Consider the following 15,500-nt stretch of genomic DNA (forward strand, 5'->3'; position numbering starts at 1 on the left):
CGCCTGGCTCACGCCGCGTCCTGCCAGGGTTCGTTGCGGTGCACGGGCAGGACATTGGCATCGAACCAGTCACGAACGGGAGCGAGATGCGGCTGGGCAAGGTCGCGCTCGAGCAGCCCCCACATTCGCGGCTGGAACCGGCGGTAACCAGGCTTCCCATCCCGCTTCCACAAGCGGGTGAAAACCCCAAGGATGCGCGTGTTTCGCTGTGCAGCCAGCGCCCAGTAAGCGCGCTTGAAGACCTCGCCGCCCCCGGTCGCTGCGACGTAGCGTTCGATCATCGCGCGTTCCGTGTCCGGCGACACATCACGACGTGCGTCCTCCAGTACGGACGCGAGGTCGTAGGCCGGGTGACCAGCGAGTGCGTCCTGAAAATCCAGCAGGCCGAAATGCGCAACGCCGGCGCGGCCCTGAACGAGCATGATATTTTCAGCATGATAGTCGCGCAGAACGGTGACTGGTCCCAATCCGTCTTCAGCGACGGGCGCAAGCACTTGCCTCCAGGCATTTTGGAAGCCGTCGGTATCCACGTCCAGGCCGACCGCCGGGCAATACCAGTCTGTAAACAGCGCTACTTCATCAAGCCATTCTTCAAGCCCGTGTGGCTTGAGGCCAGTCATCGGCGCGTGGCCATGGAGTTCAACCAGCAGGTCTGTCGCAAGCGCATAAAGCTCATGTTCGCGCGCTGGGTCTGCGTCGAGCGTTTCCCGCAGTCGCGCATCGCCGAAATCGCCCAGTAGCAACAGCCCGTTGTCGAGATCCCGGGCGAGGATATCCGGGGCACTGAGCCCACGGTCGACGAGCCATTCGGCCACGGCAATGAACGGTCGCGGATCCTCATGCGGTGGCGGCGCATCCATCAGGACGGCACTGCGGTCCTGATGCATCACCCGGAAATACCTCCGGAACGAAGCATCGCCCGCCAATGGCAGGATTTCCGCCCCTGCCCATCCAGCCGCGGACAGGAATTCGGGCGCATGCGGCGGCGGGGTCATTGGGGAGGCCATCGGCCCTCCCATGACGGGGGCACCGAGGCTGTCAAGATTCTGTCGCCGGTCGGAGCGATGTCGAGCGACAGGCGGAGCGCGTCCGGCCATGCGTGCTTCCCTGCCCGTTCAGGCCATTCCACCAGAAGCACTGCATCCGCAGCAGCATCGAGCCCAAGTTCGTCCATCTCGGACGCCTCCTCGATACGATAGAGGTCCACGTGCCAGACCGGCGGCTCAATCTCCTCGTAAGGCTGGACGATAGCGAAGCTGGGACTGGGCACATCGCCCTCGTGGCCAAGCGCCGCGATGAAACCACGCGCCAGTGCCGTCTTGCCTGCGCCCAGCGACCCGGAAAGCGTGACGACGTCTCCCCGCCGGGCGGCACGGGCCAGCGAAGCGCCAAATGCAGCCGTTTCGGCCTCGCTTGCCAGCTTCATCGCGATCCGCGGGGGATAGAAAGAGACACGGTGGTACCCTTGCCTCGCTCGGAATCAATGGCGACCGATCCGCCGTGGGCTTCGACGAATTGTCGTGTCAGCGGCAAGCCAAGACCCAGCGCCGCTTCTCCACGCACCCCTGCTTCCGCGACGCGATCGAAGCGGTCGAATACCCGAGGCAGATCCTCCTCGGAGATACCCGGTCCGTTGTCGGCGATCCTTATCAGCGCCTGCTTCTTGTCTCCAGCTGCTGTCAGCGAGACGCGCCCTTTCGAGTCCGTATAGGCAATGGCGTTCTGCAGGACGTGCTCGATCGACTCCCGGAGACGACGAGCATCGCCAAAAACATGGCCTACCCCGGCACTAATCTCGACATCGAGCTTCTGGCTCTTTTCGGCGGCACGCGGCCGGACAGTCTCGACAGCCGCACGGCAGAGGCCGGCAAGATCGACGCGCTCTTTTTCGAGAACGACGCCGCGCGCGTCACCCGTCGTCAAATCCAGCACGTCGTTGATGAGCTTGGACAGTCGCTCAACCGACTCCAAAATTGCATCGACATAATCGGAGGCTTTTGGACTGAGTTCGCCCGCGTAGCCGCCGCCCAGCAACTCTGCGAACCCGCCGATCGAGGTCAGTGGCGTCCGCAATTCGTAGCTCATGTTGGCGACGAAGTCGGTCTTAACGCGGTCTGCTTCCTCAAGCGCAGTCGCGCGCTCGCGCAGTGCTGCCTCGATGCGGGTCGAGTCCGTGACGTCGACCATGGTGAACAGCGCGTTTCCATCAGGCAGCGGAACTGCAGCGAACTGGAAGTGCCTGCCATCGGTCATCGAAATGCGACCGCTGGAAGATTGCCGTTCGTTCGTCGTCTGACGAACCATCTCGCGGATTTGCGCGGCCGCAGTCGGATTGACCAGTTTGCGGGCCATTGCCGGAACCAATTCATCGACTCGTGGGTGCGTCGTCAGCCACTCCTCGTCGAGCTCCCAATCTTCGAGGAAGCGGCTGTTCCAGGTATAAAGTCGGCCATCGCTGGCAAAGACGCTGATCGCCTCGAACAGGTTGTCGAACGTGGCGGCGCGGACGCGCAGCAGCGTATCGCGCGCCGAGGCCAGGCGCAGCTGCTCGGTGCGGTCCTCAAGGAACAGGCGCAGGCCGCCATCCGGCAGCGGCTGGGCAACCACGCGGATATGGTCGCCCGCCGGCAGCATCCATTCCTCTTCGACGACCTCCTCGGCACTCGTGAACCAGGCGCGGCGCTCCTCCTTCCACGTCGGAAAGTCGCGTACTTCGGGCAGCCGATGACCTTCGCGCATCTTCTCGATGACCCGGTCGAATTCCGGCTTTTCCGCGAGCCAGTCGGGATCCAGGCCGGTCATCATCGCGAATGGTCGGTTGAAGAAGCTAATTGTGCGATCGGAATCGAACTGGGCGGTTCCGGCCGTCATGCGGTCGGCAAGCTCACGCTGTGACTCAATATATCGTTCAAGCTCGGAGCGTGCGTCTTCGAGATCCTGCACATCGATCGCGAAACCGGCCACTCCGCCGGACGGCAATGGGACGTCCACCAGCCGAAGCATTCGCCGCTCGCCGCGTATGATTGCGGCCTGCATGCGCGATACGACCTTGCCGCTCTCCTGCGCCTTTCGCGCGGTCGCGTACGGAGCCTCGTCACCACCGGCGTCGATTAATTCGGCACCGCGCTTGATAACGTCGGCGGCGTCCTGACCTTCGACCGCGCCGACGAAGGCGCTATTGACCAGCCCCAGACGCAAGTCCGGACCTCGAAACCACATCGGGAACGGCGCCGCCTCGATCAGCTGCGTGAGGGACTCAAAGGCGCCCTCCATCTGGCGTAGCCGCAAGCCGAGTTTGGCGCGTTCTTCCTCCACGGCGCTGATGTCGATGAACCAGAGGAGCAGCGTGCGGGGCTGTTCTCCGGGCGCCGGCACTCCCCGCACCTCGAAGATGCGGGACGAACCTTCTGCGCTGACCGTTCGGCTGAACTTCGTTGCCTGTGCCTGGGCGATCTGTATGTCTGAATGAAGCGCGGTCACATCGTGACTGCGCAACCCTGCTGCTTCCTGCGCCAGCGCCTCGATCCGGCTAATATCTGCCGGCAGTCCGAGGTCGCGGAGCAACGCTTGATCGATTTCGATTGAGCCGTCCGCCCGCACGAGCAAGGGGCGGCAAGGCATGATATCAAGCAGACGGGCGTTGCCTTGGGCAGCACCAATGACCTGCTGGGCAAGACGAAACCGGCGCGCGCCAAGGACGGACAAGACGACGCCGATCGCCATCCACAGGACCGCGATGGCCGCGATAACAATGTCCGTTGTCCCTGTAGCGCTCACTGCCTGCGCACCGCTCCCTTGGCCCAAGTCATAAAGCGCGACCTCGCAAAGGAAAGAGCACGGCCATTCAGTGCGGGAGGAAGCATGCAAGAGTCTGATTCAAGACAGAAAGACGAAATTACCGTGACATTAAAGTTACATGAATGAGAAAACGGGCACCCTAGTCTTTCGATGATGTTGCGGACGTCCCGCAAATCGGGAACGCCCTCGACCTCTAATCCGACAAGCTGGGGAATGGGTCACAGTGACTAACCGTAATTTGCTCGCCGCTACGGCGCTTCAGACAGGCGCCTTCATCTTCTTCGCTTCGGCGACGCCAAGCTTTGCTCAAACCACCACGACGACCTGCCCGCTGCCTGGCAGCACTGCGCCGTCGACCACCGTCGATCCGAATTGCGTTCCGGCGGACACGAGCCCCGCGGCAGTCGCTGCCAACACGGACACGCAGATCGTCGTGACTGGTTCGCGCATCCGCCGTCCGAATCTCGATTCGTCGGTTCCGATCACCAGCGTCGCAGTGCAGGACCTGACCAGCCGCGGCGAAGTCTCGCTCGGTGACGCGCTCAATGACCTGCCTTCGCTCCGCTCGACATTCAGCCAGGCCAACTCAACCGGCTCGATCGGCACCGCCGGTCTCAGCATCCTCGACCTTCGCGGCCTTGGCACGAACCGGACGCTCGTGCTGGTCAACGGCCGCCGCACGGTCTCCGCGCAGCCGGGCAACTTCAACGTCGACGTGAACACGATCCCCGTCGACCTGCTCGACCGCGTTGACGTGGTCACCGGCGGCAACTCGGCCGTCTACGGCTCGGACGCCGTCGCCGGCGTCGTCAACTTCATCCTCAAGCGCGACTACGAAGGCGTGAAGGTTCGCGGCCAGATCGGCACGAGCACCTACAACGATCGCGACAACAAGTTCGCCAGCATTGTTGCGGGCCACAATTTCCTCGACGGCAAGCTCAACCTGACCGGCGCATTCGAATATGCGAAATCGGACGCCGTCTATTATTCCGATCGGCCCTACCTCGGCGCATATACCGGTGTCCCCGGGTTCTACACCAGCCAGATCACGACCGCGCCGAACCGCAACTTCGACGGTATCCCGAACACATCGTTCTGGAGCGTGAACGGCGGAAACACGCCGGGCATCACCTTCGGCAACATCTCGACCGGCGGCTATGTGCTCAACACCTGTCCGACCTCGGCAAGCGCCGCAGTTCGCGCGCTGGTCTGCACGGGTGCGCAGTCGCCTACCGGCGGCAACATCGTTTCCAACTACGCGTTCAACCCGGACGGGACGCTGTCGCGTGACGTGCCCTACTTCGACAACCGTCCGATTGGCGGCGGCGTGTTCGGCGGCCTCAGCGCAACCGGCGTTGAAGACGCGATGCTGCTTCCAGGCCTGGAGCGCTTTGTCGGCAACGTCTTCCTCAACGGAAATATCTCGCCGGCATTCAAGCCGTTCGTCGAGGCCAGCTATGTACGCGTCAATGCGACGCAGCAGAGCACGCAGCCGACCTTCGTCGCGTCGAACCTCAGCCCGGTATTCAGTCTCAACAACCCGTTCCTGTCCTCACAGGCTCGGGCGCTGATCAGCCAGTTCCCGGCCACCGTTTCGGCCGCCAGCTGCCAAGCGCGCACCGGTACCAGCCAGTGCTTCACCATGCAGCGTTTTAACAACGACCTCGGCACCCGCGCCGAAGACCACAAGCGAACGACGTATCGCGTCGTGGTCGGCGCCCGCGGCGAATTGTCGAGCAGCGGAAACCTCAACTACGAAGCGTCGCTGAACTACGGCCACACGCGGACCTATTATGAGACGGGCGGCAACGTTCTGATCGCCAACTTCAACCGCGCCTCGGACGCGCGTTTGAACTCGGCTGGCCAGATCGTCTGCGGCGTCAATGCCGACGCCAGCACGACGAACGATGACCCGTCCTGCGTTCCGCTGAACCTGTTCGGCTATGGCGCGTCGTCGCAGGCAGCTCGCGATTACGTCCTTTACACCTCGTCGCGCGTGCAAAAGGCCACGCAGCTTGACGGCGTCGCGTTCATCTCTGGTGACTCGTCGGGCTTCTTCCGCCTTCCGGGCGGACCGATCGGCTTCTCGCTGGGCTATGAGCACCGCGAGGAGAAGGCGAGCTCGGTGTATGACGACGTTACCGCGAGCGGCGCGACGTTCCTCAACGCGTTCCAGCCGTTCCTACCCCCCAAGCTGGTCACCAACGAAGGTTTCGGCGAAGTTCGCCTGCCCATCCTGGCGGACCTGCCGGGGATCAAGGAGCTGACTGTCGAGGGTGCGGCGCGTTATTCCAAGTATCGCGGCATCAAGGGCGTTTGGGCTTATAATGCTGGTGCGACCTACTCGCCGTTCAGTGGCCTGAAACTCCGCGCTGGCTATGCTCGTTCGGTCCGGACGCCGACTCTCTCGGACGCATATGCGGCTGAAACGCAGACGTTCGCCAACGGCCTGACGGATCCTTGCGATCAGCCCGGCGGCACCAACGCGAGCAACAACATCAGCTCGAACCCGAACCGCGCCGCGAACTGCGCCGCGGCAGGTGTCCCGACCACTGTCACGTACGTCAACAACAGCGGTGCAACGGTCACGGTGCCCTTCACCAACGTTCCTGGATCGGGCGTGTTGGGCATCAACCGGGGTAATCCTGACCTGGTGCCGGAAAAGGGCGACAGCCTGACGATTGGCGGCGTCGTGCAGCCTAGCTTCATGCCTGGGTTCGCGCTGACCGTTGACTATTACCGCATCAAGGTGCGGAACGTGATCTCCGGCCTTAGCGGCCAGCAGATCATCAACCGTTGCTATGATGATCCGACGGGCATCAATAACGAATTCTGCGCCGCGATCGCTCGTCAGACCAGCACCAACCCGCTGATCAACGGCACCTTTGCCGGCCAGACGACGCGCGACCTGCCGAACCTCAACCGCTTCTCGTTCCCGTCCACCGGCAATGCGTTCATCAACCAGCCGTATAACTTCGCGGCGCTGATCCGTCGGGGTGTCGACTTCGACGCCAGCTATTCGCGTCGCCTGTGGGGCAATGTTCGCTTCTCGGGACGCGCAATCGTCAGCGTGCTGCTGCAGAGCGAGAACTTCAGCTACCTCACGCAGCCTGACCGTTCGGACAAGATCGACCAGACGTTCGGCGATCCGCGGTGGGGCGCTTCTTGGAACGCGAACCTGGACTTCGGCAACGTCGACTTCACGTACAGTGGCAACTACGTTGGCCGTCAGTCGATCCTGAGCTGGGAAACCCAGTTCAGCCACCAGGGACGTGGCCCGACGAACCCCGACGCACGGCCGATCAAATGGTATCCGTCGCAGATCACGCACAGCGCGCGCGTGAATTGGGACGTGCTGACCAAGCTGCGGCTGTATGCGGGCGTCGACAACATCGCCAACAAGCGGCCGCCGTACGACCTGACCGGCGTCGAAGGCGGCAGCCCGTTCAATCCCACGGGTCGCTTCTTCTACGGCGGTGCGGAGTTGAAATTCCGCTAAATCCAGGCATGCACGAGGAAACGGGGGTCGTCCTAACGGGCGGCCCCTTTTTCTTTGAGCGCTGCGTAGCGGGCTGTGTCTCGACAGCCACACCTGCTTAACTTTCGGTATAGTTTCCGCTCTCCGATCATCAGCTGAAGCCACCGGCAATTGACAGCCGCTAACTGCGCGGAAAAGCTGACGTCGGGTCGCTCGTGGCGTCACGCTCGAGCAGAAAACAGGGGAAACAACCATGCGAGCCACTCGTGCCTCCGCATTTCTGCGTGCGAATCTTCTCGTCGGCGCCTCGCTCGGCGCGCTGCTGATTGCCGCTCCGGCTTCGGCAAAGACTGCCGATCAGCCGGCGACGCCGCCGACCGATACCGCCGGCACGCCGGCCGCGCAGGTGCAGGCACAAACCACGGCCGCGACCAACGATCAAAAGGAAGCGCAGCAGACGCCGACCGGTGACGTCTCGGCGGGTTCAAGCGGCGGCGATACGGCCGTCAATCCCAATCAAAGCCAGATCGTCGTGACGGGCACTCGCATCAAGCAGCCGGAATTCACCAGCTCGGATCCCGTGTCGCGCATTGATCCTGAGATTGCGCAGCGCGAAGGGAAGCTGAGCACTGCCGATACGCTGCAGTCGTCGCCGATCGCCGCCGGTTCGACCCAGATTACCTCGGCGCTGTCTTCGAACTTCGTCACCAACGGCGGCCCGGGCGCGCAGACCATCGATCTTCGCGGTCTCGGCGCCAATCGCACGCTCGTCCTGCTCAACGGTCGGCGCGCCGGCCCGGCAGGTACGCGCGGCGGCGTGTCGTCCTTCGACCTCAACGTCCTGCCGCAGTCCATCGTGAAGCAGGTCGACATCCTGAAGACCGGCGCTTCGTCGATCTACGGTTCCGACGCCGTCGCCGGCGTGGTCAACCTGATCACCAAGACCGATTTCAACGGCGTCCAGCTGGACGGCTTCGCCAGCATGCCGGTGCGAACCGCGGGCGAACAGTACAGCGTCAGCGCGCTGCTCGGTAAGACGTTCAATCGGGGCCATATCATGGTCGCGCTGGATTACTTCCGTCAGAACGAGCTGAAGCGTGGCGATCGACGCTATCTCGATTGTCCGGAAGCGTACGTCTTCAAGAACGGATCGAACCAGCGCGCGGACGTTATCGACCCGCGCACCGGCAAGTATCACTGCGAAGATCTGCCCGTCGGGCAGGTTTGGACTTACGACTACGAGTACAACTATCTCGGGGGTCGCGGGAACCTCCACATCAATGACGGTCGCTACGTCGGCCCCGTCAACCTCATGCAGTATTTCCCCAACGGCTCCTACGGTCTGTCGCCGATCACGGGCTGTGGAGACTTTTCCTGCTTCCGCGCTCCGGCGGGCTGGTATCCTACCGGATACGACCCCCTCTCTCACGGTTTACAGGACGATTATAATCCGTTCGCCAGCGAGCAGACGATCATTCCGAAGACGACGCGTTACACGATCTACGCCGACGCTTCGTATGAGCTGACCGACAATATCGAGGCTTATGCCGAGTTCCTCGCGAACCGCCGCAAGACTTACCAGAACGGCTGGCGTCAGTTCTGGACGTTCGGCTTTACCAGCGACATCTATAATGACGGTGGGTCCTACGGCACCTACTGGGCGCCGGGTTGGGAAGGCCTGAACTTCCTCAGCCCGACCGCCGTCACGAACCGTGGTTCGGACGCCAGCCAGAAGGTGGACTATTGGCGCGGTGTCGGCGGCATTCGCGGCGAGTTCGGCAATTTGCTCAAGGGCTGGTCGTACGACGCGTACGTCCAATACAGCCACAATAAGGGCATCTACCGCAGCGAGCAGATCCTGCAGGACGTTATCGACCTGACGAGCTTCCAGACCTCGTCATGCGTCGGCACCCTGACCCCGTTTTCAAAAAAGCAGTGTGTTGATTTGCCGTGGGTCGATCCTAATTTCCTGCGCGGTCAGTTCACACCCGCACAGGCGGCATACCTGTTCGATTGGGAGACAGGTAAGACGATCTATAAGCAGCTGTCCGGAGAAGCTTCGGTCAGCGGCCATCTCATTGATCTCCCTGCCGGACCCGTAGGCCTGGCGCTGGGCATTTCCGCGCGGCGCGACAGCATCAACGATACTCCTGGCGCGATCACGCTCGCACAGCCGAACCCATATTACGATGCGTCGATCGTGCCCGGGTCTCGTGCCTGCAACACTATCTACTATCCGTGCCAAGCTTTCCACGGCAACTCGTGGGGCTCGTCAAGCGGCGGAATCACCGCGGGTCATTCGGTCACCAAGGAAGCTTTTGGCGAAATCTCGATCCCACTGCTGAAGGAACGTCCGCTCTTCAAAGATCTGTCGTTCTCCGGTGCAGCCCGGATCACCAACGTCGAGAACGTGCGCGCAAGCGACGGGCTCACGGATAAAGATAAAGGCAATTGGACCTACAAGCTCGGCGGCAATTGGGCAGTCAACAATTGGCTGCGCTTCCGCGGCACTTATGGGACCTCGTTCCGCGCGCCAGCATTGTTCGAACAGTTCAAAGCGGACGAAACTAGCTTTCCAAGCGCCCGTACGATCGATCCGTGCGTCCAGTATGCTTTTAACCTAGCGCAAGGAAACATCAGCCAGCGCATCGCCGATAACTGCAGGTCGCAAGGGATTCCCGGGAATTACGGCGGTGGCAGCATCACCGCCACCGCGCACTCGCAAGGCGGCATCGGCGTCCTCGATCCAGAGACATCTACGGCGCTGACCGCAAGCATCATCCTTACCCCACGCTTCTCCTTCTTGCCGAAGACGCGCATAAGCCTCGCGGTCGACTACTTCGACATCAAGGTGAAGAATGAAGTCTCACAGTTGGGAGCGTCGAACATCGTCTTTGGCTGCTACGATTCCGATGCTTTCCCGACAGACCCCTTGTGCAGCCTGTTCACGCGTGGTGCTCAGAACGTCACCGACCCGTACGCCATCACCAATGTGTACGATAATTACATCAACATCTCGAGCCAGCGTAATCGAGGCCTCGATTTCACGGCGCTGATTACGCACAACATGGGCAAGCTAGGCACGCTGACCTTGCTCGGTAACGCAACGTATCAGCTGAAGGACAAGATCGCGGTCTTCCGCGACGTGGTCGTCAATAACAACGGCACGATTGGTGATCCGAAGTTCGTGGGTGACGTCAACCTGACCTGGAAGACCCGCGACAAATGGTCGTTCTTCTGGGGCAGCGAAATCTACGGTAAGGCGTCGAACGAGCGGCTGTACAAGGATCGCCACGGCGGTTCGCTCTGCCACGAGAGCAATCCCTCTGTGATCTGGGGCGACTATTGCGTTCGGCTGAAGGTGCCGACCGTTTGGTATCACTCGGCCTCGGTCACCAAGGAATTCGGCTTCGGCCTCGAAGCCACGCTTGGCATGCGCAATATCCTGAATACCCGCCCGCCTCGGGTGAGCACCATCGGTGGCGGCGGCCTGCCCTCGCTGATCGGTCCGGTGGTCGGGACATCGCAATACGACTTCCTGGGCCGCCGGGTCTTCTTGAACCTCTCGAAGAAGTTCTAAGCAGGGCGAGCGTTCGAAGGGGCGGCAGGAAACTGCCGCCCCTTTTCTTGTGCGAGGTCGGCAACTAACCCGGACTGCAATGGCTCACATCAAGCTCAAGCCTGACAATCTGGACGCGGAGGTCGCGCGGTTCGCCCCTGCCCGCCTGACATCGCCGATCTTCGTCAACAGCATCCCCAAGAGCGGGACGCACCTGATCAAGAACATCCTGCGAATGTTCGTGCCGCTGGATCAGCACTACCGGACGCAATTCATCCAGTGGGGCAACCTGCAGGAGCATCTGGTCGCCTTCGACCGCAGCCGGAATCTCTTCAGCTACGGGCATCTGTTCTTTTCCGACGCCTCGGCCATCGAACTCGCGGGTGTGCGCAAGATCCTGCTTTATCGCGATCCCTACGACTGGGTGTTAGCGCGGGCTCGGTTCTTCCTGTCGGACGAATTCGACGGAAACATGGATTTCATCAAGGATGGCACGCTGTCGGTCGATGACCTGCTGTCGCTGATGATCTTCGGCATTCATGGCAAAGCCCCGAAGCTGTCGGACATGTATGACCTCAATGTCGCCGCCTGGCTCGGATCGTCTTTCGTTCATCCCGTACGCTATGAAGATCTCGTCCGGCACGTGCGCGAACTCGACGGTGAGGAAGCGGAGAAATTCTTCAATGCTCTTTTCGGCGCCGCGGGCATCCTGGTTCCGGATGACTGGCGGGAGCGGGTTCGCGTGGGCGCCGACCGCAAGCACAGTGGCACGGCGCGCGAGAACCTGACCGGCATTTCGGTCGAGTTGCCAAACAGCCTGCCGGAACGACATCGGCGGTTGGTGGACTATGCGGCGCCTGGGCTCCGCCAGCTGCTTGGATACGCCTGACGCACGATGGCTGACGATGCTGACATCCGCGGCTTCCCCCGGCTGATGGAAGCAGAGGAGCTGTTTCGCGAAGGCCGCAAGGACCAGGCATCGCTTAAGGTCATCGAACATCTTCGCCAGCATCGTGATGAGCCGCGCGGCCTCGCACTGCTTGGCGAAATGGCGATGGAAAACGGCGCGCTTGTCCAGGCGGAACAATTCCTCCGCCGTGCCGCGCGACAAAGCGCATCCATGGAGGTGAAGCGCAATCTTGCTGCCGTGCTGCTGCAGCAAGATCGGCTCGACGCCGCGCTGGAAGCTTACACCTACCTCGAGCGGGAGGATGAAGGCCTTGCGGCGAGTGCAGCGCGCGCAATCATCCTCGACCGGCTCGGTCATTCTGATGAAGCGATCGCCATCTACGAACGCGTCGTTGCCGACCCGCGGGCCGATGCCAAGCATTGGATCGCCTACGGCCACAGCCTTCGATTTGCCGGAAGAACTGCCGACGCAATCGCTGCTTATCGCCACGTAACAGACGCCGACCCGGAGCGCGGTGAGGCCTGGTGGGGCCTTGCCGACATCAAATCGCAGGTGCTGACCGACGATGATGTGCAGCGCATGGAAGAGGCCCTCGGCATTGCCGTGGATGCGCTGAATATCGTGCCCTTGCACATGGCGCTGGCCCGCGCATGGCACGACCGCGGCGATCACGAGCGCGCCTTCGGCCATTATCGCGAAGGAAATCGCATCCGCGCCGAAGTCATCCGCTACGATCCTGCGGAACTCAGCCGGGAGGTCGACGAGTTCGTCCGCATGCCGGTCCCAGGTGACGGACAAGACGCAAGCAGTGCTGCTGGGCCAATCCCGATTTTCCTGATCAGCCTGCCGCGTTCTGGCTCGACCTTGCTCGAACAGATCCTCGGCCGGCATCCAGACGTGCAGGCGTTAGGCGAGCTGCCGTACGTTCGCGCCGTGATGCGAGCGTCCCTGGAAGTTCACATGCAGCGGGGCGCACTGACCGTTCCCCAATATATCGGTCGGCTGACGGTGAATGAGAAGCGGGCGCTTGGCGCCGAGTATCTTCGCCGGGCGGCAATGCATCGCAGGGTCGATACGCCTTACTTCATCGACAAGATGCCGTCGAACTGGAGCGATATCCTGTTCATTCGCGCGATCCTGCCTCAGGCGCGGTTCGTGGAGATCAGGCGCAACGCGATGGACTGCGCCTTTTCCAACTACACACACCATTTCAGCTCGGCGCACGCGGCGTCGTTCGACCTCGTGAACCAGGCCCAGGCCACCATCGATTACACGCGGCTGATGGATCATGTCGCCAGCGCGGCACCAGGCATGATCTGCCAGGTGCGATATGAGAAATTGCTCGACCATCCGGAACGCGAACTCCGCCGCGTTCTGGATTACCTCGGTCTGGAATGGTCCGACGACCTGCTCAGCTTCCACGAGTCCGATCGCACCGTGCGGACACCGAGCGCGGAGCAGGTGCGCCGCCCGCTCAACCGCAGCGGCGTCGATCGCTGGAAACCCTATGCGCAGTGGCTGCGGCCCCTGCGCGATGCGCTGGGGCCGCTTGCCGACGCCTGAATCTTAGTAGCGGTAATGGTCCGGCTTGAACGGACCTTCCGGCGTCACGCCGATATACGCCGCCTGCTTCTCGGTCAGCTTGGTGAGCTTGACGCCCAGCTTGTCGAGGTGAAGCGCCGCGACCTTTTCGTCGAGGTGTTTGGGCAGGACATAGACGTCGTTCTTGTACTCGTCCGACTTGGTCCACAACTCGATCTGCGCCAGCGTCTGGTTGGTGAAGCTGCTGCTCATCACGAAGCTCGGGTGACCCGTTGCGTTGCCAAGGTTCACCAGGCGGCCCTTGGACAGAATGATCAGGCGCTTGCCGTCGGGGAATTCGACTTCGTCGACCTGCGGCTTGATCTCGGTCCACTTCATGTTGGCGAGCGCGCCGATCTGGATCTCGCTGTCGAAGTGGCCGATGTTGCAGACGATCGCCATGTCCTTCATCGCCCGCATGTGGTCTAGCGTGATGACGTCGGCGTTGCCGGTGGCGGTGACGAAGATGTCCGAGCGGGTCGCCGCTTCTTCCATCGTCACGACTTCATAGCCTTCCATCGCGGCCTGCAACGCGCAGATCGGATCGACTTCCGTGACCAGCACGCGCGCGCCGCCGTTGCGGAGCGAAGCGGCGGAGCCCTTGCCGACGTCGCCGAAGCCGGCGACGGTCGCGACCTTGCCGGCCAGCATCACGTCGGTGCCGCGGCGGATGGCGTCGACCAGCGATTCCTTGCAGCCGTAGAGGTTGTCGAACTTCGACTTGGTGACGCTGTCGTTGACGTTGATCGCCGGGAATGGGAGCTTGCCCTGCTTGGCAAGGTCATAGAGGCGGTGGACGCCCGTGGTCGTCTCTTCGCTGACGCCCTTGATGTTCTGGACGGTCTTGGTGAGGTAGCCCGGACGTTCGGCAAGAAACTTCTTCAGCGTGGCAGCGAAGATTTCCTCTTCCTCGTTCGAGGGCGTGAACAGGGTCTCGCCCGCTTCGACGCGCGCGCCCCACAGCGCGAACATCGTGGCGTCGCCGCCGTCGTCGAGGATCATGTTGCAGGTCTGGTCCTGACCCCAGTCGAAGATGCGGACGACATATTCCCAATATTCTTCCAGCGTCTCGCCCTTGACGGCGAACACCGGAACGCCGCTGGCGGCGATGGCGGCCGCAGCGTGATCCTGGGTCGAGAAGATGTTGCACGAGGCCCAGCGGACGTCGGCACCAAGCGCGGTCAGCGTCTCGATCAGCACCGCCGTCTGGATCGTCATGTGGAGCGAGCCGGTGATGCGCGCGCCCTTGAGCGGCTTCGAGGCACCGAATTCGTCGCGGAGTGCCATCAGGCCCGGCATTTCGGTTTCCGCAATGTCGATTTCCTTGCGGCCGAAGTCGGCGAGGCCGAGGTCCTTCACGACATAGTCGTTGAAACGAGTTTCAGCCTGCGTCGCCACGTGATGTTCTCCGAGTGAAAAAGAAAAAGCGCCGTCAGTCGGCGCGATGGCCGCAGCCGTTAGCGGCGGCGGACCGGAAAGGCAAATATAAAGAATTCTTTATATGTCGGTTTCAAGCGGCGCCCGTCTCGCTGGCGAGAAGGCGCGGATCAACCCCTTCGGACTTGAAGGCCGCGCCCCAGCGCTCGTCGGCCGGCGTGTCGAACAGGATTTTCAGGTCGGTTCGAGCAGTGAACCAGCCGTGGCGGGTCATCTCCTCGTCGAGCTGCCCCTCGCCCCAACCTGCATAGCCCAGCGCGACCAGCCATTGGCTCGGTCCGCGGCCTTCGGCGATGGCGCGAAGGACGTCAATCGTGCCGGTCATCGCGAACAGCTCGCCGGTCTCGTCATTCACCTGAAGCGTGTCCTGCCCGCCCCAGTCGGTCGAGTGGAGGACGAAACCCCTGCCCGGCTCGACCGGACCACCGTGATGAACGGCGACATCGGGCGCCTCGCCTGGATCGATGTCGAGCTGTCGCAGCAAGCCGCGGAAGCTGATCCCCGCCCTCTTATGCCCGATCCCGACACCCACAGCGCCGTCCTCATCGTGCGCGCACACGGCGATCACCGCGCGTTCGAAGCGCGGATCAGCCATGCCCGGCATCGCCAGCAGCAGTTTACCAGACAGGAACGCGGGCTCTTTGATCATCGCCTCTCCAATGGTCCCCGTCCGCGTGACGGGCAAGACTTGAGACAGCAACACGCCGGGCCTAAGTCGCGCTTCATCCCCACCCCAG

General features: G+C 62.2%; 9 protein-coding genes. 4 read left to right on the forward strand and 5 right to left on the reverse strand.

Annotated elements, in window-relative coordinates; all coding sequences use genetic code 11:
• Positions 1-8 precede the first annotated feature (8 nt).
• The 3 genes from QU596_RS03065 to QU596_RS03075 are packed head-to-tail and all read right to left on the reverse strand — an operon-like array spanning position 9 to position 3,777.
• Positions 9-1,007 (reverse strand): aminoglycoside phosphotransferase family protein, encoded by a 999-nt coding sequence (locus tag QU596_RS03065; RefSeq protein WP_308517074.1) that lies wholly within the window; start codon positions 1,005-1,007, stop codon positions 9-11.
• Positions 992-1,426 (reverse strand): tRNA (adenosine(37)-N6)-threonylcarbamoyltransferase complex ATPase subunit type 1 TsaE, encoded by a 435-nt coding sequence (gene tsaE, locus QU596_RS03070; protein ID WP_308517075.1) that lies wholly within the window; start codon positions 1,424-1,426, stop codon positions 992-994. The genes QU596_RS03065 and tsaE overlap by 16 nt, the downstream gene beginning before the upstream one ends.
• Positions 1,423-3,777 carry a sensor histidine kinase gene (locus QU596_RS03075; RefSeq protein ID WP_308517076.1) on the reverse strand — a complete coding sequence of 785 codons (2,355 nt, stop codon included), beginning with the start codon at positions 3,775-3,777 and terminating at the stop codon, positions 1,423-1,425. Before QU596_RS03075 ends, tsaE begins: the two co-directional genes overlap by 4 nt.
• A 244-nt stretch (positions 3,778-4,021) precedes the next feature.
• On the opposite strand from QU596_RS03075, the gene QU596_RS03080 reads away from it, so the two are divergent.
• The 4 genes from QU596_RS03080 to QU596_RS03095 all read left to right on the forward strand — a co-directional run bounded on the left by QU596_RS03080 (position 4,022) and on the right by QU596_RS03095 (position 13,308).
• Positions 4,022-7,297, forward strand: coding sequence for a TonB-dependent receptor domain-containing protein (locus tag QU596_RS03080; protein WP_308517079.1), 3,276 nt, complete (start codon positions 4,022-4,024; stop codon positions 7,295-7,297).
• Positions 7,298-7,529: 232 nt separating this feature from the next.
• On the forward strand, positions 7,530-10,856 hold the full coding sequence (locus tag QU596_RS03085) for a TonB-dependent receptor domain-containing protein (RefSeq protein ID WP_308517081.1): 3,327 nt from the start codon (positions 7,530-7,532) through the stop codon (positions 10,854-10,856).
• Between the two features lie 79 nt (positions 10,857-10,935).
• Positions 10,936-11,724, forward strand: a complete 789-nt coding sequence (locus tag QU596_RS03090) for a hypothetical protein (RefSeq protein ID WP_308517083.1) — start codon at positions 10,936-10,938, stop codon at positions 11,722-11,724.
• Between the two features lie 6 nt (positions 11,725-11,730).
• Complete coding sequence (locus QU596_RS03095; RefSeq protein WP_308517084.1) at positions 11,731-13,308, forward strand: tetratricopeptide repeat-containing sulfotransferase family protein; 1,578 nt, start codon at positions 11,731-11,733, stop codon at positions 13,306-13,308.
• A 3-nt stretch (positions 13,309-13,311) separates the two neighbouring features.
• Here QU596_RS03095 and ahcY read toward each other — a convergent pair whose 3' ends face one another.
• Both ahcY and QU596_RS03105 read right to left on the reverse strand, forming a co-directional pair.
• Positions 13,312-14,724: an adenosylhomocysteinase gene (gene ahcY, locus QU596_RS03100; RefSeq protein WP_308517086.1), complete on the reverse strand. Its 1,413-nt coding sequence runs from the start codon at positions 14,722-14,724 to the stop codon at positions 13,312-13,314.
• A gap of 112 nt (positions 14,725-14,836) precedes the next feature.
• The gene (locus QU596_RS03105) at positions 14,837-15,409 is read right to left on the reverse strand and encodes a YqgE/AlgH family protein (RefSeq protein WP_308517932.1); all 573 of its coding nucleotides are present in this window, start codon (positions 15,407-15,409) and stop codon (positions 14,837-14,839) included.
• Between the last annotated feature and the right edge of the window lie 91 nt (positions 15,410-15,500).

This window comes from Sphingomonas flavescens (assembly GCF_030866745.1).
Classification (GTDB): Bacteria; Pseudomonadota; Alphaproteobacteria; order Sphingomonadales; family Sphingomonadaceae; genus Sphingomicrobium; species Sphingomicrobium flavescens.